The 26,965-nt window shown below is 48.2% G+C and carries 20 protein-coding genes; all 20 read right to left on the bottom strand.

What is annotated here, in order from left to right; translation table 11 throughout:
* Positions 1–4: 4 nt before the first annotated feature.
* The 20 genes from RAC89_RS12520 to RAC89_RS12425 all read right to left on the bottom strand — a co-directional run bounded on the left by RAC89_RS12520 (position 5) and on the right by RAC89_RS12425 (position 26,951).
* Positions 5–1,162, bottom strand: a complete 1,158-nt coding sequence (locus tag RAC89_RS12520; protein WP_284643198.1) for a sensor histidine kinase — start codon at positions 1,160–1,162, stop codon at positions 5–7.
* Positions 1,163–1,250: 88 nt separating this feature from the next.
* A complete protein-coding gene (locus RAC89_RS12515; protein ID WP_306613840.1) occupies positions 1,251–3,872 on the bottom strand; it encodes a stalk domain-containing protein in 2,622 nt (873 codons plus the stop codon).
* A gap of 148 nt (positions 3,873–4,020) precedes the next feature.
* Positions 4,021–5,232 (bottom strand): methionine adenosyltransferase, encoded by a 1,212-nt coding sequence (metK, locus tag RAC89_RS12510; RefSeq protein ID WP_306613839.1) that lies wholly within the window; start codon positions 5,230–5,232, stop codon positions 4,021–4,023.
* Between the two features lie 165 nt (positions 5,233–5,397).
* Positions 5,398–5,685 carry an alpha/beta-type small acid-soluble spore protein gene (locus RAC89_RS12505; protein ID WP_284643193.1) on the bottom strand — a complete coding sequence of 96 codons (288 nt, stop codon included), beginning with the start codon at positions 5,683–5,685 and terminating at the stop codon, positions 5,398–5,400.
* A gap of 89 nt (positions 5,686–5,774) precedes the next feature.
* Entirely contained in the window at positions 5,775–6,359 is a 585-nt protein-coding gene (locus tag RAC89_RS12500; RefSeq protein ID WP_306613837.1) for a hypothetical protein, read from the bottom strand.
* 74 nt (positions 6,360–6,433) lie between these two features.
* Positions 6,434–9,646, bottom strand: a complete 3,213-nt coding sequence (locus tag RAC89_RS12495; RefSeq protein WP_306613836.1) for an S-layer homology domain-containing protein — start codon at positions 9,644–9,646, stop codon at positions 6,434–6,436.
* Positions 9,647–10,083: 437 nt separating this feature from the next.
* On the bottom strand, positions 10,084–14,055 hold the full coding sequence (locus RAC89_RS12490) for an S-layer homology domain-containing protein (RefSeq protein ID WP_306613834.1): 3,972 nt from the start codon (positions 14,053–14,055) through the stop codon (positions 10,084–10,086).
* A gap of 249 nt (positions 14,056–14,304) precedes the next feature.
* Positions 14,305–15,411, bottom strand: a complete 1,107-nt coding sequence (locus RAC89_RS12485) for an MraY family glycosyltransferase (RefSeq protein WP_284643187.1) — start codon at positions 15,409–15,411, stop codon at positions 14,305–14,307.
* A gap of 127 nt (positions 15,412–15,538) precedes the next feature.
* On the bottom strand, positions 15,539–16,282 hold the full coding sequence (locus RAC89_RS12480) for a WecB/TagA/CpsF family glycosyltransferase (RefSeq protein ID WP_306613833.1): 744 nt from the start codon (positions 16,280–16,282) through the stop codon (positions 15,539–15,541).
* Positions 16,279–17,403: a polysaccharide pyruvyl transferase CsaB gene (gene csaB / locus RAC89_RS12475; RefSeq protein WP_306613832.1), complete on the bottom strand. Its 1,125-nt coding sequence runs from the start codon at positions 17,401–17,403 to the stop codon at positions 16,279–16,281. The genes RAC89_RS12480 and csaB overlap by 4 nt, the downstream gene beginning before the upstream one ends.
* Positions 17,379–19,427 carry a DUF5693 family protein gene (locus RAC89_RS12470; RefSeq protein ID WP_306613831.1) on the bottom strand — a complete coding sequence of 683 codons (2,049 nt, stop codon included), beginning with the start codon at positions 19,425–19,427 and terminating at the stop codon, positions 17,379–17,381. Before RAC89_RS12470 ends, csaB begins: the two co-directional genes overlap by 25 nt.
* Before the next feature lie 33 nt (positions 19,428–19,460).
* On the bottom strand, positions 19,461–21,167 hold the full coding sequence (locus tag RAC89_RS12465; protein ID WP_306613830.1) for a phospho-sugar mutase: 1,707 nt from the start codon (positions 21,165–21,167) through the stop codon (positions 19,461–19,463).
* A gap of 54 nt (positions 21,168–21,221) precedes the next feature.
* Positions 21,222–21,662 carry a 3-hydroxyacyl-ACP dehydratase FabZ gene (gene fabZ / locus RAC89_RS12460; protein ID WP_284643177.1) on the bottom strand — a complete coding sequence of 147 codons (441 nt, stop codon included), beginning with the start codon at positions 21,660–21,662 and terminating at the stop codon, positions 21,222–21,224.
* Between the two features lie 161 nt (positions 21,663–21,823).
* Positions 21,824–22,345 carry a CDP-alcohol phosphatidyltransferase family protein gene (locus tag RAC89_RS12455; protein ID WP_306613829.1) on the bottom strand — a complete coding sequence of 174 codons (522 nt, stop codon included), beginning with the start codon at positions 22,343–22,345 and terminating at the stop codon, positions 21,824–21,826.
* 120 nt (positions 22,346–22,465) lie between these two features.
* Positions 22,466–22,687: a DNA-directed RNA polymerase subunit beta gene (locus RAC89_RS12450; protein WP_306613827.1), complete on the bottom strand. Its 222-nt coding sequence runs from the start codon at positions 22,685–22,687 to the stop codon at positions 22,466–22,468.
* Between the two features lie 30 nt (positions 22,688–22,717).
* Positions 22,718–23,593, bottom strand: a complete 876-nt coding sequence (locus RAC89_RS12445) for a flagellar hook-basal body protein (protein ID WP_306613825.1) — start codon at positions 23,591–23,593, stop codon at positions 22,718–22,720.
* An 11-nt stretch (positions 23,594–23,604) separates the two neighbouring features.
* Complete coding sequence (locus RAC89_RS12440) at positions 23,605–24,513, bottom strand: flagellar hook-basal body protein (protein ID WP_306613823.1); 909 nt, start codon at positions 24,511–24,513, stop codon at positions 23,605–23,607.
* Positions 24,514–24,530: 17 nt separating this feature from the next.
* Positions 24,531–25,529, bottom strand: a complete 999-nt coding sequence (gene mreB / locus RAC89_RS12435; RefSeq protein ID WP_284643167.1) for a rod shape-determining protein — start codon at positions 25,527–25,529, stop codon at positions 24,531–24,533.
* A gap of 218 nt (positions 25,530–25,747) precedes the next feature.
* Positions 25,748–26,035 (bottom strand): sporulation transcriptional regulator SpoIIID, encoded by a 288-nt coding sequence (spoIIID, locus tag RAC89_RS12430; RefSeq protein WP_284643165.1) that lies wholly within the window; start codon positions 26,033–26,035, stop codon positions 25,748–25,750.
* Between the two features lie 184 nt (positions 26,036–26,219).
* On the bottom strand, positions 26,220–26,951 hold the full coding sequence (locus tag RAC89_RS12425; RefSeq protein ID WP_306613820.1) for a M23 family metallopeptidase: 732 nt from the start codon (positions 26,949–26,951) through the stop codon (positions 26,220–26,222).
* Positions 26,952–26,965 lie beyond the last annotated feature (14 nt).

Below are 26,965 nucleotides of genomic sequence, written 5' to 3'. Positions count from 1 at the left end.
GGCTTTACTCCTCCTTAGATTCGGATGTAATCGGGATTACCATAGAAACCTTCGTGCCTCCGCCGACAGTCGATTGGATTTCGAGCCGCCCTTCCAAGAGCTCCACTCGCTCCCGCATACCGATTAAACCGAAATGTCCGCTGCGCTTATCCAGCTTTCGGTCTATCGTATCTGTCGAGAAGCCAACACCGTTGTCCGAAACGGTAATTTTTACCATCTGCTGCTGAAAGGCGACCTCCAAGCTCACAAAGCTAGCTTGTGCATGCTTCATTACATTGGAAAAGGCTTCCTGTACCAATCGATAGATCGCCACTTCCATACCGGAAGGCAACCGAAAATCTTTACCCACGACTTCAAACTTCGTGCGAATTTTTGCTTTTTCCTCATAATCCTGTACGAATTTTCGCAGTGTCGGCACCAAACCAAGATCATCAAGAGCCATTGGCCGCAGGTTGAAAATAATTCTTCGAACCTCTTCAATCCCGCCGCGAACCTGCCCCTTGAGATCAACCAACTCGTCCTTCACCGCGCTATATGCTTCCTTGCCGAGCATCCGTTCTGCAATCTCCGTTCGAAGCACTACATTGGCCATGTTCTGGGCTAGTCCGTCATGGATTTCCCGTGCAATCCGCTTCCGTTCTTCTTCCTGTGCAAGAATGATCTTCAGCCCAAGCAGCTGACGGTTTTTCGCTGATTCCAGCAAGCGCGTCACTTGGCCCAGATCGCCGGAGAGGTACTCAAGCACCACATTCACCTGAGAGACGAGAGTTTCCGCGCGCTCCATCTGGCGGTCGAGATTCTTAAGCCGCTTCTGAAGATCGTCCCGACGAGCCTTGAGGTAAATCTCCTTCTCACGGTACGTTGCAAGCTGAGTCTGAAGCCCTGTTGCAGCCTCATAGGCAGCACGGATGTCCTCTTCATTGAACCGCTTGAAGTCCCGGCTGACCTCTGTCAGCCGGACACGGGAGCGGCGATATTCCAGCTCGAATCGATCGACCATCTCAATGGTTTTGGAGGCTTCCTCAATCACCTGCTGAAGCTCTTTGTTCAAGGCTTCCCTCTCGGCGCGGACGCTTTCGCAAATCTCAAAAATCTGATACTTGCTGCTTTCCATAACATCAATAGCATTTTTGAGTACACGATCTAACGCATCCACCTGCATCCGGAACAAAGCCCCTTCTACATTTTTCTTGTAGTTCTAGCAATATAGTACCATATTTGAATTACAATGTGAGAGCATATAGTACTAATTATTGGAGAGTAATTTGCTGGGTATTCCCGTCCCACGTTACTTTCCAACCTAAATTTTCCGACAAAATCCTTAATGGCACCATGGTGAGATTGTTCATGATCACTGGAGGAACCTCCGCTGTGACTCTTTGCCCATTCACGATTAGGTCTACATTATCGACCCATAGGTCAATCATCTTATCGCCCCGAATGACAGTAACCTTCCTTTCCTGCTCATCCCACCGAACCGTTCCGCCCAAGGCTTCACTTACGAAACGAATCGGCACCAGCGTATTGCCCTTTGTAATAACAGGAGCTTGCTCCATCGTCATGCTTTTGCCATTCAGGGATACGGCTGTCTTATTGACGGTGAGCTGAACATTGTTTTTGGTTGGTTGAGGCACGGAGCCTTTATAGGTGAAGCTGATGTCATCGATCTCAATTTTCCCTTTGGCGGCTCTCTCGTCTTGTCCGATTTCTTCATTAACCACATAAATGCTCTTCATGCGGATCGGATACTCGATCTTATACTCCGAGAGGTCGGCCGTAAGCAGCTTCCAACCCTTCCAGTTGATGCTCCGGGCCAGGTCCACACGATGGATCTCGTTTTTGTTGTCCAAAATCTCTGCACGCAGCCAATTCAAGCTTTCATCGCCATTGACCTTCAGCTTCAAGTATTGCGGACTTCCTTCAATCCATACTCTTGTATCTAATGTAGCGAACGCCCACTTGTTACCTGTACCTTTGGTGAAATCGTAACCAAGCTCGAGGTATTTATTGCCCGTAGCTTCTTGTTTTACATTAACTGAGGCGGTTACCTCCTGCGGCTTCACATCCGACAAAGTCATGACGGCATTCTTATCTAGATCATACCACACCTTATCGACCCCTACCGGTATGGTCACCATCGTGCTGTAGCCATCATATCTGGCAATTAGCTGAGCCGCTGTGCTGCCCTCCAGGTTTTTCACTGTAAGTACTCCATTCTTCACTTCCCCTTGAATTCCCGCAACCTCCCAGCTGATAAGCTCCGCGGGGACCTCTCTTGTTTTACCTGACTTGGTGGTGGCGATGACCGGAAGCTTGTATGTTTCGCCTTGCGAAAGCGCCATGTTATCTGCTTGGATCTTCAGACTGGAGATGTCATTGCGTCCTGCAACCTCAATATCAGCTGTTTGACTTCCCTGCCCGGATTTTGCCGTGATTTTCGCTGTTCCTGCCTTCTGCGGCTTGAATACATTGTCTACAAATACACCTGCATTATCCGCTGTGGACCAATCCGCTTTGACTTTATCCGTTTGTACCGGATTGTAGTAAATATCGTAGGCTTTAAAACTAAGCGGTGCTTGTTCATTGATAAAAAGAACGTTCGGAGCCTGAATGTACAATCCCTTGACCTCTCCCTGCGGTGCCAGCGAGTACACACCAACACCGTTAACCACCTTACGCTGAAGACCGGTTTCCGTTTTGTTCGTTAACACCGGGGTAACCTCTCCTAGAGGACGGGTCACCATCTGAGTCGATCCGCCCCCATCCAGATTGATTCCCTTCCAGACGCCAACCTTAATCATGAATTGCTGAAGCTCCGTCATGCTCAGCCCTTTACTATCTCCTGCATTGTCTACGGTGATAAGATAGGCCGTTTTGAGATCCTTCGAATACCCGATTGCTGTTCGCGAACGATAACAGCACAAGCTCGCTACTTCTCTTGAGAATTCGGCCGGCATGCCCTCATCCACCATGATCGTATGGCCGCCGATCATCATCCGGAAGCTTTTCGCATCATACGTCTTGGACGAGTCTTGAGAAAGAACCTTATAATCCGCGATCAGCGGATCCCCAATCTTCATGTTTGCTTTCACGAATTCGGCAGCTTTACCCGCGGCTCTTAGGATGTAACCATCCTTGGGCGCCACCATATTGAGAATCGTACCCTCTGCGATTTGGGTAATGATATTATTTTGTACTAGCACTTCTGTAGGAGTGGTGACACCATCATTCGAGCGGTCGACCTGTCCCCAGGCATTCGTATACATGAACATCGCATCGATATGGCTGTGCTCACCGCCTGGCTCGAACCAATAATACGTTTTATTGATCCCTCCTAACGGATAACTGGAGCCATTCTTAGTCTTAATCGAACCTTCAAAAGTAAATAAGTCCACAATCGGTTTATTATCTTTATCCAACGCAAAGCTATAGAAGCCAGGAAGATAGGGCGGTGTCGCCATGAGCTGACTATTGCTCACTTGAGGGCCTATGGGTACCCCCTCGGCTTGTGTATTATAGAAGTCCCCGTTAATACCGGCAACTGCTTTTGTTTCCGTGGCCATACCAAGCACTGTCTGCTTGCGGGTAAACTGATTCTCCGTCCCCGTCATGACATCGAGCTTTACATTCGGGTTCGTCAGATCTACCTCGACGACATTCCCATTTACTTTGATATCCTTGCTGCTTCGTTTCCCCTGCCATACATATTTCTTCAAAACCGCGCCGGAGGTCAGTATCTCCTGACTCGTCATAGTTACGGTCGGTTCGGGCTCTGCGGCCTCGACTCTATTTGTATACCAACCTTGCGTCAACAGAATGGTTGCTGATAGGACCATTGCAGACATTTTTCTCCATACTTTTTGCTTAACCACGATGTTAGCACTCCTCTCCTTGTTCCACTCTCCTTTGTATTAGACTCCTAGATTGATAGAAAAGTTACTGTCTAAATGTGACAAAAAAAATGGAGCAAAGACCCATTGGGTCTTCACTCCATTTGTTCTTCAAATGGCTTCCCTGGTATTAAACTGTAACTTGAGCGTCTTTCTTAAGAAGCTCAGCCTTATCTGTGCGCTCCCAAGGAACATCCAGATCCGTACGGCCAAAGTGACCGTATGCAGCTGTTTGCTTGTAAATCGGACGACGCAGATCAAGCTGCTTGATGATACCGGCTGGACGAAGATCGAAGTGCTTGCGAACGAGTTCAACAAGTTTTTCTTCTTCCACTTTACCTGTACCGAATGTATCAACAGCGATCGACACCGGCTTCGCTACGCCGATTGCGTATGCGAGCTGAACTTCGCACTTATCTGCAAGGCCGGCAGCAACAATGTTCTTAGCTACGTAACGTGCTGCATAGGCACCGGAACGGTCAACCTTTGTCGGATCCTTACCGGAGAACGCACCTCCGCCATGACGAGCGTAACCGCCATACGTATCAACGATAATTTTACGGCCTGTCAAACCGGCATCACCTTGAGGTCCACCAATAACGAAACGGCCTGTTGGGTTGATGAAATAGTTGGTGTTCTCATCCAAGAATTTGGCAGGAACGATTGGCTTAATGACATGCTCTTTAATGTCCGCTTGGATTTGTTCCAAAGTGATTGCTTCATCGTGTTGAGTCGAAACTACGATAGCATCGATACGTACTGGTGTATCTCCATCGTATTCAACGGTAACTTGCGTCTTGCCGTCCGGACGGAGGTAAGCAAGCGTACCGTTCTTACGAACTTCAGTCAAGCGGCGAGCTAATTGATGAGCGATCGAGATAGGTAACGGCATCAGCTCAGGGGTTTCGTTGGTAGCAAAGCCGAACATCAAGCCTTGGTCACCGGCACCGATTGCTTCGATTTCTGAATCCGTCATTTGGCCTTCGCGAGCTTCCAGTGCCTTGTTAACGCCTTGAGCGATATCAGGGGATTGCTCGTTCAAGGAAACAAGTACTGCGCAAGTTTGGGAGTCAAAACCATACTTAGCACGAGTATAGCCGATCTCTTTAATAGTTTGACGAGCGATGGATTGGATATCAACAAACTCGGATTGGCTGGTGATTTCACCGATAACAAGTACAAGACCTGTAGCAACGGAAACTTCACAAGCTACACGAGCGTTAGGGTCATTCTTAAGGAATGCGTCAAGGACGGCATCCGAGATTTGGTCACAAATCTTATCCGGATGTCCTTCTGTCACGGATTCCGACGTAAACAAACGACGGCCTTTAAGGTTAGACATAGTGAATTACCTCCTACAACTAGTATTGATAAACGAATATGTACCCATACAAAAAATCAACCTTTTCCATAGTGGAAAAGGTTTCTTTTGTCGATTACCTTCTTTTGTTTATGTTACTGGAAATGTCGATGACTGTCAATAAATTCGCATAAGTTCAAAGAAATTTTATAGTCCCGACAAGTTAAACATCATCTCTTCGGCCTTACCGATAAGCCGCTTGGTAATGTGCCCACCAACTGCGCCGGCATCTCTTGCTGCTATATGGCCCCAGTAATCCTCTTTAATTGAAGCTGAAGGAATAGAACCTAACTCCGTTGCAAATTCAACATTCATGTTAGCGAGCTGCTTTCCAACAGGTAAGCCTAATTCAGCTGCAATTTCGTACTTCATGATATCAAGAGCCTGCTTACTCTCGGGTACGACCTTGTTGTTGCTGCCACCGTTTTTAGCCATTATGGATACCCTCCTTGTTGGAATGTACCCTTAGTATGGTGGTTATGTAGATTGCCGAAACGTATAAACTATTGGTTCCATGGGTAAAATTATGGAGAAACCTTTGAACCGTCAGCATTGGTCAAGAGGTAGCTGCCGCGCACCATGACATAGATCTCTTGGTTGTTCTTTACATCAGGCTTAATGCCGCGACCTTCTCGCGGAACGATGAGCATGTGGTTGAGCTCGACGGCTTGTCCAGCAACGATGTCCTTGCCGACTGTGACGTCGGCGATGCCGCTTTCGTCATTGCTGAAAACGACGGTTTTGCCGGTACGGACGATAAACTCAGTTCCTGATCCACCATAAAGTGATTGGCCGGACTCGAGTCTGATGATGTTTAAACTACTATAAGTACTTATATTTCCTTCGGACGTCACTTGTCCAGGTATAGGAGCAGACTTCAACTCTGCAGCTAGAATTTGTTTCACCTTATCTTCAGTGACACTTAGTTTATTTAAAGCATCTGCTACTTTGATACTGATATTTTGGTCAAAGTAACTTTTGGTGATGACAGGGTCTTCCACAGAGCCTGGAGTATTATTACTTGGTGCATCTGCTATAGATATACTTGTTAGTCCAAAGAATATTGTAATAGCAATCATTACCCATTTCGGTATAGATACTTTAATCACGTTCATCCTCCATATTGGGCTTATATAAAAAATGAAGACCCCGAAGGGTCTCCATTCTGATAAAGTTACTGCTATTAGGACGGGTTCTTAACAACAACTGGTGTCATTGTGGACTTACCATTAGCATATGCAGTCAGGTTGAAGGATGCAACATTGCTACCAACTGTAAGAACACCAGTAGTTTGGTCAACAGTTACTTCATCAGCAGCTGTTCCAGTAGCAGTAGTTTTAAGGGCAACATCAGTCAAACCATAACGAACTTGCAAATGAGCGTCGAATGCATTAATTGCATCGTATGCGATTTCGCCATCATTAGTAGTCGCAGGGTTGTTGTCGTCAGCAAGTAAGTGAATCTTGCTATCGTGGTTGTACTCGATACCGTAGTTATCCTTAACTTTAAGTTCCATAACTTTATTAGCAAGTTTACCGTTAATGTTAGCAAGAACATCAACTCTGGAAGCTTTAGAAGTCATAGATGCAACAGTAACTGGATCTGCTTTAACAGTTACATCAGTGCTCAGCTGTTGATATTCACCCTTAGCGTTCTTGAAGAACACACTAATTGTAGAAGTACCAGCTTTGTTACCCAATACATACGCTTTACCGTTGTGTGGATGCTTTGCAGTTGTAGCTACAGTGTATACAGAAGAAGTAACACTTTCAATCATGCTAGGTCCGTCAATAGCAACAATGTTACCACCGGAGTCTTTAGCAGTCAGTTTAACTTCTTTATGTTGGTGAGAGAACGCAGCGTTATCAAAGATGCTCGCATCTTGAAGAGTTTTGTCCTCAATAGTTTGGAACAGATCACCTACAGTGTTAAGCTCGTAAGTCAGCTTCTCATTCTGCGGGTTAACTACAACGATTTCCTTAGTATAAGTTTTAACGGAATCATCGATCACTTCAACTGGAGAAGAACCCTTAACAACCTTACGCAATTGAACCTTCACTTCAATTTTTTCATTTATAGCAGTATTTGTTGCAGTAGATACCTTAATCTTCTTGTCGAAGAATTTATCTGTATCTACTTTAACCCCTACGCCGTTAGTAAGGTCGCCAGTTCCATCAAGGTTAACAGTTACACCTGTAGGAATTTTAGCAGTAACATAAACATCATAAGTTACGTTCTTACCGTTCTCTGTGATATCGATGCCATCCGCTTGCTTCTTGTACTCAGCATTGTTCTGATCATAGATCTTGATCTTAGTTTCAGTGGAAGCACCTGCAACGATCTTACCAGCTAGGTCAGCACCATTGTTTCTCATAGTTACTGCGAAACGAGGGTTAGACACATTGTAGGATTGTTGAGTATTGCTGGATTGTCCAGTTGTAGTTACGATTGCGGCGAAGATATAACCAGTACCTTTGCTTACTTTAGCAAGGTGAATCTTACCTCTGTGCTCGCCAGCAAGGCTGATTGCACCGTTTTTAGCATCAAGAATGGAGGCTGGAACATCAGTAGTCGCGCCAGCTGCAAAAGCACCGGATACATTGATTGTAAATCTGCCATCCTTTGCATTTTGAACGATATCATCTTGAGACAGCTTTTCTCCGTTTGCATCGTACGCCACGATAGTTACATACTTATCAGTGTCGCCTTCTGCATAAAGCGAACCATCATTCAACAATTCGATTTTAGCTGCTACTTTGTTTGCTACAGTCTTAACTTTTGTTGTAGCTGCGCTAGAACCACCGTATACCGACACAGTATATTCTTCATTCTTTTCAGCATCTTTCTTCAGCTTAACTTCCAACTGACGTACGCCGTCTCCATTGTACTTGAAGCTTGCATCGTTGATGTCATTGAACTCGCCAAGATTTGGAGTAACCAGACCGGAGAGCTTAGTGATGCTGTCATGGCCGGAACCTTCAACAAGAACGTTACCGTATTGGTCAATTTCTGTAAGTGCGATTGTTGCATACTCGCCGGACTTAGAAAGACCTACAGCGTTAGAATATTTAGGCTGGCCCAGTTCTACTTTAGCAACATAAGGAGCAGTACCTACTTTAAAGATCTTAGAAGCAGAGATGTTACGGCTGTTGTCATAGATGTTAATGGAAACTTGGCTAACATTCTGAGCTACTGTACCAGTGTTAGTCGCAAGTTCAACATACATGTCACCAGCATCAGTCTTCTTAATTACTGGGCTACCAGTAGTTGCGAAAACAGAGAAGTTACCAGCAGACATGGAAACTGCTTCACCGTATTGGTTCGCTGCTTTGAAAGCAACGCGTACTTTAGGAGCGTATGCAATAGTATCGCCAGCGTTTAAGAAGTCAATTTTAACAACCTTCTCATCTTCAGCCGTGAACTTCGCGCTAACTTCCTTTTCTAGGCCTGTTACAGTTACAGTATGCTCTCCTGCAAGCAACTTTACATCTTTAACAGTCAGTGTTGCGGATTTCTTATCATCTGCAAACTTAACATCAGTTGCAAGAGCCGTTGTGCCACGCTTCAGATCGAACTTAGCTTTAGTATCATCAACTGCTTTGTTGAATTTAACTTCAACTTTGGATGCACCAACTGCCTTTGCTTCTACGTTAAGACCTTGTTGTGCGTTGTATGCTTCTTGACCGCCGTAAGCACCAACAACCAGATCAGCACGAGTAGCTGTCTTAGCGCCGTCTACGCCTTCAGGAAGAACCTTCAGTTCAACAGCTTGCTTGATAGCGTCGGAGTACCATGGAGTACCTGTTGTGCTAACAGTTTTCCCAAGACCTTTAACCAATGCAGTAGCGAATTGGCCAAGTGTCACGTTTTCGCCAGGAGCGAAAGTGCTGTCAGTCATACCATCGATCAGGCCTTTTTTCTTAGCAGCTTCGATGAAAGGAATCGCCCACGCGTTAGCATTGTCGTCAGCTTTAACATCGGAGAAGCTGGAAGCCTTCACGTTCATGTCAACTTCTACACCGTAGATCAGTGTAAGAACTTTTGCGAATTGAGCGCGAGTCATGTTCTCTTTGATACCGAAGGAATCTTCGGAAGTACCTTCGAACACGCCTTTAGCCAGCAAAGCTTCGATCTTAGCTTTCAGACCAGCGTCGATGTCAGCCAGATCTTTGAAATCTGCAACAGTTTTCTTAGCAGCAGTAGCTGTAGCTGTTGTTGTAGTGCTTGTAGTTGTAGTTGCTTCTGCACCAAATGCTACGGACGAAAACATGGAGAACGCCATAGCCAGGGACACGATTGCGGATAAACTTTTCTTCATAACCTTTTTTTCTCCTCCTCGAATATCTTTCGGTTGTTGAGAGTTTTGTTTAGATAAATTTGAGCTCGATTCCCTCATTAGCCGATTCACCCCCTTCCCAGAGTTAGAGCGGATTTATTAGTTAGGTCTGCAACGTATAAGATTGCAGAAACTAGTAAACAATAATAATGAGTAGTAGAGACTCGCATGCCATTTAACATTATACAACGGCATTCTAGTCAGGTAAAGAGTAAATTGTGAAAAATATTCCAAAACCTAACTCTTCTCTACTGTTCCTTTTGAGTTACACCTATTTAAACGCTATGTTTCTCAAAAAGTTGCGCTCTTAGAAAAAAACTTTTAAATGTTTTTTTCGAGGAGTCTTGGTCTTGGGGGCGTGTATCAACTCGTCTATCAACTTGTTGTATCGCTCGCTTACGAAACTTAGTATATAACGATCTATCAACTTCGTCATCACTAAGTATTTTCCATTTGGTCTACATAAAAAGGGCCGCCATAATGGCGGCCTTTTTCATTTATTTCGGTACTTTCTTCAGTTGTTGAAGCACACGCATAGCTACTGCTGATGCCTCTGCTCGAGTAAAGTTGTCAGTCGGGTCAAAACGGATTGTTTGCTGTTTTTGTCCCGGCAGCATTTCATTTGGTTTCCCTTGAATGAATCCAGCCTTATTGACCGCTTCAACTGCTCCACGAGCATAGTAATCGATTGTACTGCTATCAGTGAATGTTTTATTTAAGGAATCAAGCAGCTTCTTATCATCTGTTCCTATCTTCAAATCAGCCGCTCTCGCAATCATAACAGCAGCATCCTGACGAGTAATAACATTACCCGGCAAAAATAAGCCTTGGGATGTCCCTCTCACAATACCGGCACGTGCAGCGGCCTCGATATGCATGAAATCATACAATCCATTGCTGTTCGGGATAGTATAACCTCTCTGCACATCGGCGAATGTACCACGGTAATTAGGATCATTCGGATTATTCACGCGGGAGATCGTATCGGAATTCTTTAATGGAATATCGAAAATTTTAACCAACATGGTGACAAACTCACCGCGGCTGATCGCATCATTTGGCAAGAATCGTCCACCCGGGTCTTTATTTTTCATCATCCCTTTTGAGTACAACGTATCGAGCTCATTACGAGCCCAAGGGTGATTGGTTACATCTTCAAAGCTGTCGTTCATATACATTACCTGGAAGTAACCAAATGATTCGACTTCTACCGTAATCGTATTTTTCTTAGTATCTACAATACCTCCAATATTTCTCCAACCTTGCTCTGGGAAACCTCCTCCGGTCATATCCTCGAATCGGTTGAACTGGAATACCGTAACATACTTCCAAGCATCATCTCTTATATACGGATCATACTTAAGCGTAAGAGTGACTCGCTTTGTTGGAACCACCAGATTGCTTAAATCCCGTGAATAGAACGCGGGCTGCATATCCTCAGGTAAAGTAACCCCTACATTTGTAGGCACAGGAATCGTTCCGCTTCCTTCTAGTGCATCCTTTAGCTTTTCCTGATATCTATTTCCCGGAATAGTTGAAAGATCACGGATGGTTCCCGCATCGATCCAATACAGCTTACTTGCCGCTTTGAATCGATTTCTCTCTGTTGAGCCATTGAGATGGAACTGCCCACTTGGGCTTTCTCCATTGAGCTTATCTACTTGTCCTGTATCAATGTCCGCGATACCAAAAAGCAGCTTACGGTTCGTACTCACATACTGTTTTGTAGCATTGCGATCATTACGCATTAGCTTTGTATCTTTAGGGAATTTAAGCTCGATATCCCCATCAAATACTTTCATATTGCTTGACAAAATACTTTTGTACATCGCACCTTCAAGAGGCGTATTCACATGGAACAAAATGATGCTGCCATTTGTTTTGGCCGTACCACGATTCACAGTAAACTTAATTTCATTTTTACCTGGTTTCAGGTCCTTGGCTTCATAAGTAAAAGTGCTGCCGTTCTTCCTGGCCTCTTCTTTACCAAAAACAACGCTATCTGCTTTATTCGCTTCAATAACAATGTTTTGGAAGTTAGCATTAATATTGGCTTGGTCTTTACCTTCCGCATTTTTGATTAACTGCGGACTCTTAATGACGTATGGTTGAACTTCTTTAGTTATCTTTATTGTTTTGGTCGTGATGATACCGCTGCTGTTCGAAGCGGTCAACTCAAAATAATAATCACCGTCATTCTCTAGCGCAATCCCGGAACCAGGCGTCATCTCCGGAACTACGGCTGTAAAAGACTCATTAAAGTTTGGAGTAGAGCTTAAATCACCCGGATCATTCACCTTCACTGCATTCGTAATCGGTACGGTTCGTTGGGTTGTTTCTCCAGGAACCCTGTATTTAATTGAATATTGGGGTCCCGTTCCTGCGGACTGACTCGAATTGCGTACTATACCATCAAATGTAACATTCGAAGCAAGAGTAACGTAAGTATCATCCGCGGTTTTCTTGAATTGCTCTGCACCTGTTACACTCTCGCGCGGTTCAAGCTTCAATACGGAAGGAACATGGTCGCTAAGAATGAAAATGTCATAACTTGTCTCGGTTACAGGTTTGCCGCTAAGCTGAATGGAAAACTTAAGTGTTTTCTTTCCGTTCTTGTCCATCTCATCAGCAGCTGCACCCCGTGTCGGAGGAGTACCTGTGAAATTCGAGCTTCGAATGACGAAGGTTCCAAAGAGTTCTGATGTCTCATCAGTATCAATGTCAATTGTTAAAGGAATCCCGTTCAGGGTAACATTAACTTTAGACATTTCACTTTGGGGTAAGTTTACAAGACGTCCCGTGAAACATGGAGCCGGATAATTACCTTTTGGATTCGTAGAGGAGCTTGGATCAACACCGCATCCGATAAATTCCTTCTTCGAAAATACCTGACCATTATAAATGTGATTTACGATGACATACGGAGCTGCGGAAACACTAATAGCGTATGATTTAATCCCTTCCGAAGACGGGTTAGAATAATCTGCACTCTTATACGGCGTGACCTTCATCGTCTTTACGCCATCCGTAATCCCTTCCAGCTTAACAGCTGCTCTTCCTCCGATGACGTCCCCATCAGCATTGGTAATTGGGTCTACTGTGTTCTCAAATATTTTGCCATCCATTTCAATTCGGACAGATTGGGCTTGACTGTTCGTATTGACCTGGAAGGTAGCTGGGAAGCTGTTGATTTGTGTCGTCCCGGCTTCATTAAGCTTTAATTTCGCAGTTGAATTGATCATATAATCTACCGATTCAACATACGCCGTTGAAGGATCCACGACATAGAAGGTATAGCTGCTGGAATCTACAACACTGCCGGAGCGGTAAAAATCTACATTGAACTCCTGAAGCTTGGAACCGGAATTAATAGCAAAGATGTGATTAAAGTCATATACTCTTTGTTTACCGGTGATGGTATGTGCAGAATTAGGCGTAATTACACCAATTTCTGTTTCTGTGCTGCCATTTACAACATAATTTCGGCCAACATTGAAATCGTATCTGTACTTATTGTTCGTGGAGCCGCTGGAACTATTCACATAAACAAGTGCATAGTCATAATAAACGCTATTCGAGACAGTTACCGGCATTTTTAACAAACCGGACACATTAACTTGCGTCAAGCTGGCCCCGCTGATCGTTGGAGCCCCAATCAATTTTCTAGGGTTAGGTGTTGTCGGCGGGACACTTGGTACATTATCGATGAACAAATTATAAGGAAATGCACGCCCATTATCATACACGAAAGAACGCTCGAGCACATAACTGTTCGTGTTATTCTTCGCGATCATCTTAATTTCGTTATCACCTGGGTCAAACGTCAGGTCTGTTGAACGGTTGGTGTTGGTTATGTAGGTGAACTCGCCCCGATTAAATACTGTGGGACCATATAGCTTACCATTATAATAGGTCTCAATCTGATTGGAGTTGTTAGCAACACCAGAAACGCTCAAACCGGTATAAGGGGGCGTCTTCGGATACATACCGCCGTCCTCAAACTCTTCACCATTAAATTTGAGGTTGGAGATGTTCGTCACCGGTGTGAAGTATGCCCAACCTGCTCTTGATGATACTACACTGGTTTCACCATATTTAATAATGATTTTGTTCAATCCCTCGGGCAGGGTTACATTATTAAAAGAAATCTCATTCGCATTAATTGCGACCGGCTTATTCGTCTTATTAATCGAAGTAATATTCGTATTTACATTGGTGATCTCATAATAAATGGAGTTAATATTCTCCGCTGCAATACCGTTTATGGTAACTGCCACACTGATCGGGTTAGCTGTTACCCGAATTACATCGGCGTCATTATCGGGTGCCGCATCGCTAGTACTGCTGTTCACAGTAAGATTCGTTATTTCCAACGTAACTGCCGCAAAAGCCGTCATCGGTGGCAACAAGCTCACGAGCAAGGCCATAACAAGCCAAGCGCTTGTCCATGTGCGCAAGATTCGTTTCAAGTGGATTTCCTCCTTATGTACTATAAATGTATGATGACAAATAGCGTACTTCCCTAGCTTCGAGCCGATTCGTGCAAATCCTACCTCCCTTGATATGGTTAATTACAAAATTAGACAACCAAAATAAGCAAAAAGTTGCGTGTACCTTTTTATCGGTTATCAAAGATGAAAAATTTAGGTATTTGGGCAGAAAAGTACAATAGCAAAAAAACCCACACCAATGCGGTATGGGTTTAATCCTATACACTCTTATTTCGTCATACGGGAACCAAGGGTCTTGAGCCTGATTTTATTCAAAAATTGCAGTACCGGCTTCTTCGTCTTGCTGATGATCCCGATCGCCTCCGCACCGAGAACAAGAACACATAAGAGCACAGCAATCAGGACAATGGCTCCCCAAAGCGCTTGCTGCTCCGACATGTAAGACAGCAGTACTGCCGACGTTCCGAAAAGCGAAGCAATACCGTAAATGATTAACACGGTTGTACGATGACTAAAGCCTAACTGGAGCAAGCAGTGGTGCAAATGGCTCTTGTCCGCTACGGAAATCGGAAGGTTGTTCACCCAGCGGCGCATGATGGCGAAGAAGGTATCCGACAACGGTACGCCCAGGATCATAATCGGCACGAGCAGGGATACGACCGTAGCTTGCTTGAAGCCGAGTACGGACAAGGTGGCCAGGCAAAAGCCAAGGAACAACGCCCCGGAATCACCCATGAAAATCTTGGCCGGGTGGAAGTTGTAAAACAAGAACCCCCCGATGCTGCCCAGCAAAATTACACAAAGCAGTACAACGGTTACGTTGCCCATCATCAAGGCAAGCACTAATATTGTTAACGTGGCAATCGCGGAGACGCCAGCAGATAGTCCGTCCAAACCGTCAATCAAGTTAATCGCGTTCGTCACACCGACAATCCAAAAGATGGTCAACGGTACAGCGAGCCATGACAACGAAATCGTCGTATCGCCAAAAGGCGTATTCACAAGATCAATCACAACGCCGTTGTATACAACGACACTTGCCGCGAGGATTTGCCCAAGCAGCTTCACCTTTGGGGACAAATCGAATCGGTCGTCCAGAGCACCGATGATAACCACAATAGTACCGCCGATCAGCAATCCCTTGATCACATCGGCTTGAAGCGTATCGATAGCGGGCGAGACAATAAAATAAGCTCCGATAAAAGCAAGGAATATAGCTAATCCGCCAAGCCTCGGCATGATGCGGCTATGTACTTTGCGCTGGTTCGGCGCATCCACAGCCCCCACCCAGAAGGCAAAGCGCTTGACTAGCGGCGTTAACAGCAGTGCAATAAATAATGCAGCTACAAAGCCGATTCCGAATAACAAGTTCATCTGTTTACTCACAGCCCCTTTTTCTATGAAAACCCCAAACACTTCAAATTATACTCCGAAGGTTTCGGAAACACCATCGTTATTTTTGAGTAATTTGGGGGTTTTCAGGTTGTTTTCACAGTTCTAGTTAAGGTTTCTGTACGTTTTCTTTCTCACGGATGACTTTCAATGCGAATTTCGGAAGATCAAGCATTCTTTTGTATCTCCATGGCTCCTGCAGCAGACGATAAAACCATTCCAAACGCAGCTTAATGAACAGCTCGGGTGCCCTTTTTAGCTTACCCGACAATACATCGAAGCTTCCTCCGACGCCCATCATGATGGGAATACCTAATCTTTCCTTATACTTATAGATCCATGGCTCTTGTGTTGCAGCCGAGCGGCCGACCAGCAAGATGTCAGGATTTGCAGCTCGGATAGTCTCAATGACGGAGTCGTCTTCTTTTTCACCAAAATAACCGTCTCTGAAACCGACTAGCGAGAGCTTGGGGTAAAGCTCCTTCAATTGATCGGCTGCCGCCTGGATGTTCTCAGGAGAAGAGCCCACCAGAAAAACTCTCCAGCCGCATTCCTGCCCTCGCTTCATCAGCTCATGCATCAGGTCAAAGCCGGCTACCCGCTCCGCCACAGGGTTCCCAACGTAGCCTGCTGCCCACACCACCCCGGCTCCATCCGGAACGATAAGCTCCGCTTCCTTCATCAACCTCATGTAGGAGGGATCATTCAGCGCGGCCGTAACCATAATCGGATTAGCCGTTATGACCTGATGCGGCTCCCGTGACGCGATCGCTTCCGTTATATAGTCTACCGTTTGCTGCATATTCATCTTGGAAATGGGAACGCCGAATATGTTCACCCGCGGATAACTCATTGCACATCACGTCCTTCGGTATAAAATGAAGCGATGAGCTCGGCCGGACGAGCCGCCTCATTCTTCAGACGTTCGATCACGGACAGCTTCTCTTCTCTCCATTGCTCGGCCCCCTGCAACAAACGCAGCACCTCCGTCGTCAATGCTGCGGCATCCGGCCGTTTCGTACTGCAGGCCGACTGCATACCCAGTCGATTCAGGAACTGATCGATCTTCGGGTCGTAGGAAACGCCGACCATTGGCACCTGCTGTCCCGCCGCATAGATCAGGGAGTGCAACCGCATTCCGATAAGTAGGTCACAAGCCTGCACTTCCGCCAGCATATCCTGCGGATGGGTTACATTCTCGGCGGTCGAGATTCGGTGAGAGTAGGTTTCCCCTAGCTTTTCCCTTACATACAAGGAAGCTGCTGCATCCGATGGAAGATGGAAGGGAAGGAAACGAATGCTTGCATCGGTTTGCTCCAACACGTTCCGCAAAGCCTCAGCCACTGCGTTCAGCTCGGACCGGTCCTCATTCCAGAAGCGAACGGATACACCAATCATACGGTTCGCAGACGGACGGTTCGTTTCAGTCCGTTCCTTGCGAAGAGGCATGCCCATGACCGGGTCGGGCACAACATGCACCCGATTCGTCTCTATCCCCATACGCTGCAATAAAGCACGGGATTCCTCGTCCCGGACGGAAACCACTGCGCACTTGCGAAATACGGAGCGAATCCAGCCGTAGAACATGGGCCGGTGAACCGGTCCGATGCCTTGCGAGTAGATGAAGGTCGGCTTACCGAGCCATTGGGCCATTTTCAGGATGGCTAGGTAGTAAGGGATCGTTTTCCATCCTGTCTCGTCCTGAAGCAGGCTGCCGCCACCGCTGATTAAGCCGTCGGCCCCCTTGATGGCTCGCCACACCTCTGCCATGCGGTAGCGATGAACGGATTCTACTCCGTAGGTAGCTGCCGTGGATTCCGGCTGGATGGACAAAACGACAGGGACGATGTGGACGCCCTGTCGCTCTCCTTGCTCCCGCAGTGCGAGCAGAATGGATTGCAGCACCGCTTCGTCACCGCTATTTTGAAAACCATAATATCCGGAAATTACTATTCGTTTAGTCGGGGTACCCAACGCTGCCAACTCCTTGAAACAATCTCCCAAACGATTATTAAAGCAATACCGATCACCATACCGAACGCTAATCCGTAAACCACACGAATCGAAGAGATCATTAGCGGGGTATGCAGATGGGCGAACGTATCGACAATCGAGGCTTGTCCGATGACGCCTGCCAGAATGAGCAGCACGGCGCTTCGGTACTTATAGCTCAAATAGGCACCTAGCAGGAACAACGGATGGGCGATCAAGAACTCCTTCGTTCTTGGGCGAACTCCCAGTGTGTTCTCCAGGAACGATCGGAACAAACGTTCGAAAGTCGAGGCTTGTCCTTCATTCCCTGTGCGGGATAAATAATAGAAGCCAACAGCTGCCAGAACGGCCGCGGTGATGACCCATAACACACTGATATGAGCCGAAAGCAGCTCTCTCGCTTTACCGATTCTCTCTCGATAGCTCAGCTTCTGACTGAACAGCAGCCAGTATACGGCTACCAATGCAATCGGTGCTAGGTGCAGGACGCTTACTCCCCGGAATTGCTCCAAGACCAGCATGTAAGTAATCTGATTGAGCAGACCGACGATGAACAAAATCCCAATCGCCGAAATCGCTGATGTTCGCAGCAGCAAGCCCAGTGCGAAACCAAGCTTCAAGCCTGTCGGATTCTCACGCTTGCGATTTGCGGCTTGGATGGCGTACATGATCGCGACGGTCGGCGCACTCGTTCCCGCTCCTAAAGCAAGGGCTTGTCCGAATAGACTGGAGCTCATGACCATAAGTCCCGCCGTACCGACCATTCCCAGGACAAATGCAGCTAAAGCCAATTCAGGGAAGAAATAAGCTATCAATAGAGCAATCAGCGCAACGGCACCAATCCAAAGCAAGCCCTTTGCAAGGCTTTGCCAGCCGGAATGGACTAAGGTAAACTCACCTGCAGGGCCGAGCACGTAGCCTGCATCCAGGATGCGTGGTAATGCCCCCTCGGTAACCGGACTTCCTTTCACAGCCTCATAGATGGAGTTCAGCGGATGAAGTATCATCCCTTTATCCAAGTTGCGAACCGCTCTGGCATTCAGGAATACCATCCGAATGTTCCGGTCCTTCACAGCTAATACGAAACGGTCCGAAACTCCCTGAATACGATCTCTCAGCTCCGCTTCGGTCAAGTTCTGAGTCAGCTTCTCTCCGTCACTTTCCGTGAAGGAGTGCAAACGGACCACGTTATGATGGATCGTTTTGGCCAGACGGTTAAAGCCTCTTTGCTGGGCCTTCTGAAGCTCGATATTGGCTAGTCCAATATCGTATTTCAGCATCAATTCGCCCATCTTATCCAGGTTCTCCATGTCTTTGTCGTTGACAAAGCCGGGAACCGTCTCCCCGTCCACGATAAACCGCTTCACACCGTACTGCTGCAGCGTGGCAAGCAGCTTGTCCATCGCAGAGGCATCGAACGGCCTACGGTTCGACATCCGAACCACGATTTGGTAGCCCTGCTCCTTTAACGTCTGCAGTACAAACGGATCGGGATCCATCGTTTTCAGCAGCGCCTCTTCTCTCGCCATCTCAATGATCATACCCGGCTGATTCTTATAGGACCACGGACGCGTTCTTACCTTGAGCGAAGAAAAGGTTTGGGTAATGAGCGGCTCCAGCCGCTGCTGCGCTTCTTTATCGGCAAAAATCAGATAGGAGAAATTCTCATTCGGCGATATCGGCGCCTGTGTCAAGGCCATCGCCTCATGAGAGGTGAACATTTCAATTCTCCGGCTTAGGCGCAGCTCGTTCAGGGTAGACTCATAGACGGCAACGGAACGAATGCCGTTCTGCTTCAACAGACGAAGCTGATCCTCCATGAACTTGCGGGGATCCGCCTGGGTATCGGATATCTCCAGCAAATCCCGGTAATCCATGACGAACTCCACTTTGCGTCCCGAGCCTTGCTCGGTTTGATGACGCTCATAAGCAACAGGAATGGCGGCCAGCATCCCTAGGATGACCAGCCACCAAACCACACGCAAAAACTGTTTATTTAAGCTCAAATACCTGGCTCGCAAAAGACGGTCACTCCTAGTTTAGTTTTGGTCGACCCGAGCCATAACGGTTGTGACAAGGCCCTGTATGGATTCAGCTGCAGCTGCAGCCGAGGTCCCACGGACAGCAAAGTACACCTTGATCTTCGGCTCCGTGCCGGACGGGCGAAGACAGAACCACGAGTCGTCTTCCAGTGTGTATTTCAGAACATTTTCGACCGGTAGTCCGTACAGCCCCTGCGAGAAATCCTCCACCTTCGTCACCTTCAACCCGTTCCATTCGGTCGGAGGGGTAGAGCGCCAATCACGCATAATGCCCTGGATTTGCTCGACGCCGTCCTTCCCCTTCATCGTACGGGATTCGAGCTTCTCCAGGAAGTAGCCGTGCCGCTTGTACAGCTCCTGCAGCACGTCATACAGCGTCTTGCCCTGGCTCTTATAATAAGCGGCCGCTTCGGCAATCAGCATCGAGGCGATGACCGCATCCTTATCACGCGCATAGGTCCCTGCCAGATAACCGTAGCTCTCTTCATATCCGAACAGGAAGGAAGCTTCGCCGGTTTTCTCGAATTGCGTCATTTTCTCACCGATGTACTTAAAGCCGGTTAGCGTGTTGAGCGTCTGTACGCCATAATGCTTAGCCACTTCGGCTCCCATCTCACTGGTCACGATGGTTTTAATGACAACCCCGTTCTGCGGAAGCTCGCCCCGGTCCTTCAAGCTGCTGAGTAAGTAGTCCACTATCAGCGCACCGGACTGGTTGCCCGTCAGCACGAAGTATTCCCCGTCCGCATCCTTCGCCACAGCGCCCATCCGGTCACAGTCCGGATCCGTACCAATGATAATATCGGCATTCAGCTTCTTCGCTTGGGCAATGGCTAAGGTAAATGCCTCCCGCTCCTCCGGATTAGGCGACTTCACCGTTGAAAAATTCGCATCCGGCAGCTCTTGCTCCGGCACGACGTGTACTTGCGTGAAGCCCACACCGGCCAAGGCAGCGCGAACGGACAAATTGCCGGCCCCGTGCAGCGGAGTATACACGATGTGGAAGTCATCGCTTATACGGCTGATGATTTCACGATTGCGGCTTACCGCCGTCACTTCGGCAATATAAGCCTTATCTACAGCATCCCCGATCCACTCCAGAAGACCTTGCGCTTCCGCATCTGCCCGCGAGAGGCGTTTCACATCGGAGAACGACCCGATGTCGCGGATCTCTGCGATAACACGCTCTGCCTGATCCGGAACCAGCTGACCGCCATCGGCTCCATAGACCTTGTACCCGTTGTACTCCGGCGGATTATGGCTTGCCGTAATGACAACTCCTGCATTCGCCTTCAGATACCGAACGGCAAAGGACAGCTCCGGCGTCGTCCGAAGCGATTCGAAAACGTAGGCTTTAATCCCGTTGCCTGCGAGCACCTTCGCTGTCTCCAGGGCAAACTCCGGTGACTGATTTCGGGAATCGTACGCAATCACTACGGCCAAGTCTGTTTGGCCCGTTTGGAGCAAGAATTGAGCCAGACCCTGCGTTGCCCTAGCGATGGTGTAAGCATTCATCCGGTTCGTTCCGGCGCCAATGACTCCCCGAAGCCCTCCGGTCCCGAATTCCAGGTCACGGTAAAAGCGATCCTCAATCTCCTTCGGCTGATCGCCGATAGCCCGAAGCTCCGCCTTGGTGTTTTCGTCAATGGCTGCATCCTGCAACCAAAGCTCGTATTGCTCCTGAACGCGAATTTGAGTACTCATCATCTAGCTCCTTTATCTTCAAAATTGATAATGTTATCAATGATGACTGATACGTTATTTCTCTTGCTTCTCCGCAGACAGGGCAAACATCAGTTCCCCTTCAGCTACGACCCGGTCTCCTACCTTGGCGGTAGCCTGTCCTTTACCTACCGTGCCCTTCAAGCGAGTAATCACGACCTCAAGCGTGAGGCTGTCTCCCGGCACCACTTGGCCGCGGAAACGGAAGTTATCAATGCCTGCGAAGAAGGCCAGCTTGCCTTGGTTCGCCTCCAGCTGAAGCATGGCCACAGCGCCTACCTGCGCCAGCGCTTCTACGATCAGAACGCCCGGCATCACCGGATAACCGGGGAAATGCCCGGCAAAAAACGGTTCATTGATGGTGACATTTTTAAGGCCAATTGCTTTGACTCCCGCTTCTACCTCAAGTATGCGGTCTACGAGCAGAAAAGGGTATCGATGAGGGATGATTTGTTGGATTTGAACGGCGTCTAACAAAGGATGTTGCTCCTTCCGTATGGTATAAAATTTGACGTTTCAACTTAGACTAGAAATGTCCCTTCATGAGCTGCAGTAATGAAGGTTGATATAAGGGAGCTTATGTCCTTACCGCTCATTGTATGACGGTGAAGACATGGGCTCTTTTTATCATGGAATACTTATACGTTTGCTTTCTTCTTGTTCAGCAGGTTAAACTGCAAAATGTAAATGACGGAGGCCACGAAGGACACGCCGATGACAAACCATAGATACACATGGGCGTAGGGAAATTCAAAGACGATCAGCAAGATGGCCACATAATAAAGCACCGTAGTGAGCTTGCCTAAGGCATTGGCCGGTACTGTTTTTTTTCCTCGGAAATGAAAGAATGCCGAACCGACGATCATCCCTGCGTCCCTAATAAACATAGCCACAGCCGCCTGCCATGAGATCATTTGCGAGAATACAAGCGATAAAATGACCGTGATCATCATCGACTTGTCAGCTAGCGGATCCAGCATGCTTCCTAGCTGGGTAACCAGCTTCCTTGATCTTGCAATGTACCCATCCAATACATCCGTCAGCCCGGCAAGCAGCAGAACGAAAAACGCCGTCTTGACATAACCGGCCTCAAATACCACTAAATAGACGGGGATGAGCATAAAGCGGCACAGGGTCAACAGATTGGGTACATTCCACATGGTTTCTTTCTTCCCCCTCCATTATGGGCTTACGCCGGCATCCGGTCCCATCCATACATTATACCTTTATCAGGAAAAAAATAAAACTCCCTTACGGGAGTTCAGGAGAATCCTCCGGATTCAATTGTCCGCAAAAATCAGATCGAATAAATGCCGCCAGGTACCCATGTCCAGCATTTCACCTGGCTCCTGCTTGCCGAGATAAACGTACCCTACGACCATACCGATGATGACAGCCGCTACGCAGGCGAGCGGAAGCCAGGTCCATCGGATGACCCCAAGAAGCGCCTTCTGCCAAGGCTTCCTCTCTGCAACAGTTTTCTTCGAAGCGGTTTCACTCATCTATCGTTACCTCACTTTACCCGTTGCCGGTTAACCGCGAAGGTTATTAGCAAGATTCATCAATTGGTCGGCGGACGATATTGCTCTCGAGCTCAGCTGGAACGCCCTCTGCACCTGCATCAGCTCCGTCATCTCGTCAGCCATTACCACGTTCGACTGCTCAATAAAGCCCTGTCGCACCGTGATCGGATCCACCGCATTGTTCGCTGCGGTAACCGTCTGGAGAATTTCCTCGCGCACCTGCGGCGTTACGCCCGCCGGCAAGCCGTACAAATTATCTCCGAGCTGCTCGAGCAGCTGAGGGCGAACCACGCGGACCAGCTTCAACTGACCGAGATCGACCGGCGGTGCCATCTTGTCGGCGTCATTAAAAGCCATGATCGTACCGTCCGTGCCGATTTGAAGCGAATGGCCTTCCGGCACGCGAATCGGATTATTATCAGCCCCCATCACAAAACGCCCGTCCTTCGTCGTCAGGAACAAATTCCGATCGGGATCATTAACATCCGGCGGAGAGTAGTTAAAGGAGCCGTTTCGTGTCCATACCGTCTGAGGCACCAAGTTATTGTTCTCATCCCGCGTATACGTATTGATCTCGAACAAACCCTGACCCTCAATAGCCATGTCCAGAGGGTTCTCGGAGGCGACCAGCGAGCCTTGAGCCATATTGACCTGCGCGCTTACCAGCTTGGCGCCCCAGCCCTGATTATAGCCAAGCGGAGTCAGGCGCCCGTTCTTCTCGAAGCTCTGCGGCTGCTGCTTCAAGCTGGTCAGCACATCCTGAAAGGACGCTTCCTTCCGCTTGTAGCCGTTCGTGTTGAGATTCGCCATATTGTTCGCAACCAAATCGAGCTTCTGCTGCAGCGCGTGCATCGACACGAAGGAATTAATCATCGAATGGTTCATTGTCTACCCTCCTACACTCTACCGATGTCATTGACGGCCTTTTCCATGCTCTTGTCGTAATATTGGACCATCTTCTGATTGGCCTCATACGCCCGCAAAGCCGCCATCATATCTACCATAGATTGGCTCGGGTCTACATTGGAACGCTCGATGAAGCCTTGCCGCACCTCTACCTCGTCCGTAGCAATCACCTGTCTGGCGATGCCGGCATCGTTTTCATTCAAACGATACAAGCCGTTCCCTTCACGCACCAGCTTATTGGGATCCTCCACACGCGTGACCAGCAGGTTCAACGGTTGTCCGCCAGGACCGTCCAAGGGTTGTCCGTCGATATCCGTGAACATGCCGCCCTTGGTTATGCGGAAATTCGTAATCGGCGTCCGTTCTCCGTTCGGTCCGGTCTGCAGCAGGACGATAGGTTGTCCGTCTTGGCCTACAACCCGATGGCCTTCGGAATCGATAAGCTCCCCGTTCACATCAACGGAGAATTTGCCGTTTCCGGAGTAGCGCAGCTCGCCTTCCGCGTTCATGATCGTGAAGAAGGCCTGCGGCTGAATGATGCGCTCCCCGTCAGGGCCCACATACTTACCGGATGCGTCAAAGAACGCGCCCGGCACTTGAATGTTCGAGATCAGTGCGAAGTCGAACGGATTGTTCGTCTCCTGCACGTCCCCTTCCGCATGGAGAGATACGTTCTCCTCGGCTAATACGCCGGTGTTGATCCGGCCCATAGGCACAGAGGCCGGCTCTCCTTGACCGTTGCGAATCCGTGCTACCAGCATCTCCGGGAACGAACGGTTGATGGCGTTGCCCTGCTTGAAGCCGGGCGTGTTAATATTCGCAATATTGTTCGTTACGATGTCGTGTCTGCGCTGCTGTGCAATCATACCGGAAGCTGCCGTATAGAGGCCTCTTAACATCGGATGGTCAGTCCCTTCTAAAATTTACGCTTGGATACTCTATCTAAATTATCGAGCATAATGCCCGTTCCTTTAACAACACAGCCCATGGGATCTTCTGCCACCAGCACCGGCACTTTAAGCTCGTCCGCCAGCAGCTGGTCGATGCCATGCAGCAGAGCACCGCCGCCGGTCAGAATCACGCCTCGGTCAATGATGTCGGCCGATAGCTCCGGAGGCGTCTTCTCCAGCACCGTCTTCGCTGCAGTGACGATCGAAGAAACCGGGTCCCACAGCGCCTCTTGGATCTCATTCGAGCTGACGGAAATCGTTTGCGGCAGCCCGCTCACCATATCCCTACCGCGGATATCCATCTTTTCCTTCCGTCCGTCCGGATACACCGTGCCGATCTTCACCTTAATATCCTCGCTCGTCCGTTCGCCGATCAAGAGCTTGTACTTCGTTTTGATATATTTCATGATGGCCGAGTCGAACTTGTCCCCCGCAATTTTAATAGAAGAGGAGGTGACGATATCGCCCATGGAAAGCACGGCAACATCCGTCGTCCCTCCGCCGATGTCTACAACCATGTTGCCGCTCGGCTGATAAATGTCCATACCGGCGCCAATCGCTGCAGCTTTAGGCTCTTCTTCCATAAACACCTCACGCGCCCCGCTCCGCTCGGCAGCTTCCCGAATGGCCTTCTGCTCCACGGAGGTAATGTTCGTCGGGGCACAAATAAGGATGCGCGGGTGGCTGTACCACTTGCGGCCTCCAACCTTCTCGATAAAATACTTCAGCATCATTTCGGTTACTTCAAAATCGGCAATGACCCCGTCACGCAGCGGTCTAATGGCGATAATATTACCGGGCGTACGCCCTACCATCCGGCGAGCTTCCTCACCAACGGCGAGCACTCGCTTAGTATCGCTTTCGATCGCGACTACGGAAGGTTCATTCAATACGACACCGCGTCCCTTAACATGAATCAGGACGTTCGCGGTCCCTAAGTCAATGCCAATATCCTTGCTCAACATTCGAATATCCTCCCTAAACCATTCCGTCCATCCTCACATATGTAGAAGCGGCACTTTCCCTATTATAAGCCCTACTTAGAACATTTCGCTATAAAAATGCAAAATCCTTTTTCCAAATCTTTTTTTCGACAAGAAAAGCCGGTATCTTGGGGGGGGCGGCAGGAGGGGAACGTACCGCCAGCAGACGAGCGGCTCACGGTACGGCCAGTAAGGCAGGTTTATTTAACGGAAACGAGCTTTTCTTGCGATTTCGGACTGCGTGTCTTCCGGTACTTGATCTTCGTCGCTTCTCCTCCGCGCAGGTGACGAATCGACTTGTGATACTCTAGAATGTGCTTTACCTGATTCGCAAGCTCCGGATTGATTTCCGGAAGCCGCTCCGTTAAATCTTTATGCACCGTGCTCTTGGAAACACCGAATTCCTTGGCTATGGTGCGAACCGTGTGCTTGGTCTCCACCAGACAGCGGCCGATTTTGATGGTTCGCTCCTTAATGTAATCGTGCACTCCCCTCGCCTCCCTACTCGAGTTAGTTTGGTACATTATATGAGGGGCGTTTACTTATATTCTTTGTTTCCAAGCCTGACAAGCTTGACAAGTCACATTTATTTTCGGGACAAGTAGGCAAACCGCTCTCTGAACAAAGAAAAAAGCAGGAAGCCTCTGCCTCCTGCCCTTTCTTATGTATGGCTTAGTTGGTTCCCAGATACTGCTCCGGATTGACGGCCGGACCGCCTTGCCCTTGTCTCAGCTCGAAGTGCAGGTGAACGCCTTGCTCCTTCTCCAGCTCGTTACGGCCGGCCTTCGCGATCACGTCGCCCTTTTTCACGTCAGCATCCTTCGTAACCGTTACCTCGGATAAGCTTTGGTACACAGATACAAGCCCATTGCTGTGCGTAATCTCGACCAAATTGCCGACCACAGGGTTTTTCTCCACGGCCGTTACTTTCCCGCTAGCTACAGCCAGCACCTCGAAAGGCTGATTGTCCTTCTTCGCGAAGTCCATACCCATATGAGGGGTGAACGTTTCGCCGTACTCTACCATCGCAGCTTGACGAACATCATTAGAAGCATTCTTGTCGAAGAAGTGAAGCACCAATTCAAGCTCGTTTCTGTCCTTGAACGGCCATTGCATGGTTTCCGTCTTGGCGTTGGTTGCCAAGGCATCCGGGCTGGATACGCTGTCGGTGACCGTTTTGGCGGAATCGATACTGACTTGCTTGTCAGTGACGCCCGAACCCTGGTACACCCACATTAACGTTAAAATAATTGCCGCAGCTGCCATGTACGTTGCCGGAAATACCCATTTCTTGGCGAGCAGTCGTTTCCATGCATTACCGCCTTGCGCTTGTGTTACTGGGGCTCCTTCGTAGGATTTAGGAGCTTCTTCTTGGTTTGGCAAATCTCTGTTTTTATCATTCATTTTATATCACCTCG

Origin of the sequence: Paenibacillus sp. GD4 (assembly GCF_030846225.1) — a bacterium.
GTDB classification, from domain to species: Bacteria; Bacillota; Bacilli; order Paenibacillales; family NBRC-103111; genus Paenibacillus_G; species Paenibacillus_G silviterrae.
This window is presented reverse-complemented; position numbering and strand designations above follow the sequence as displayed.

Coding starts and splice junctions, on each gene's coding strand:
- RAC89_RS12425 (WP_306613820.1), bottom strand. CDS start 26,951: ATGAATGATAAAAACAGAGATTTGCCAAACCAAGAAGAAGCTCCTAAA.
- metK (WP_306613839.1), bottom strand. CDS start 5,232: ATGTCTAACCTTAAAGGCCGTCGTTTGTTTACGTCGGAATCCGTGACA.
- RAC89_RS12505 (WP_284643193.1), bottom strand. CDS start 5,685: ATGGCTAAAAACGGTGGCAGCAACAACAAGGTCGTACCCGAGAGTAAG.
- RAC89_RS12485 (WP_284643187.1), bottom strand. CDS start 15,411: ATGAACTTGTTATTCGGAATCGGCTTTGTAGCTGCATTATTTATTGCA.
- RAC89_RS12520 (WP_284643198.1), bottom strand. CDS start 1,162: ATGCAGGTGGATGCGTTAGATCGTGTACTCAAAAATGCTATTGATGTT.
- RAC89_RS12480 (WP_306613833.1), bottom strand. CDS start 16,282: ATGAGTTATCCGCGGGTGAACATATTCGGCGTTCCCATTTCCAAGATG.
- RAC89_RS12495 (WP_306613836.1), bottom strand. CDS start 9,646: ATGAGGGAATCGAGCTCAAATTTATCTAAACAAAACTCTCAACAACCG.
- RAC89_RS12450 (WP_306613827.1), bottom strand. CDS start 22,687: ATGAGTGAAACCGCTTCGAAGAAAACTGTTGCAGAGAGGAAGCCTTGG.
- RAC89_RS12465 (WP_306613830.1), bottom strand. CDS start 21,167: ATGAGTACTCAAATTCGCGTTCAGGAGCAATACGAGCTTTGGTTGCAG.
- RAC89_RS12445 (WP_306613825.1), bottom strand. CDS start 23,593: ATGAACCATTCGATGATTAATTCCTTCGTGTCGATGCACGCGCTGCAG.
- mreB (WP_284643167.1), bottom strand. CDS start 25,529: ATGTTGAGCAAGGATATTGGCATTGACTTAGGGACCGCGAACGTCCTG.
- RAC89_RS12455 (WP_306613829.1), bottom strand. CDS start 22,345: ATGTGGAATGTACCCAATCTGTTGACCCTGTGCCGCTTTATGCTCATC.
- RAC89_RS12440 (WP_306613823.1), bottom strand. CDS start 24,513: ATGTTAAGAGGCCTCTATACGGCAGCTTCCGGTATGATTGCACAGCAG.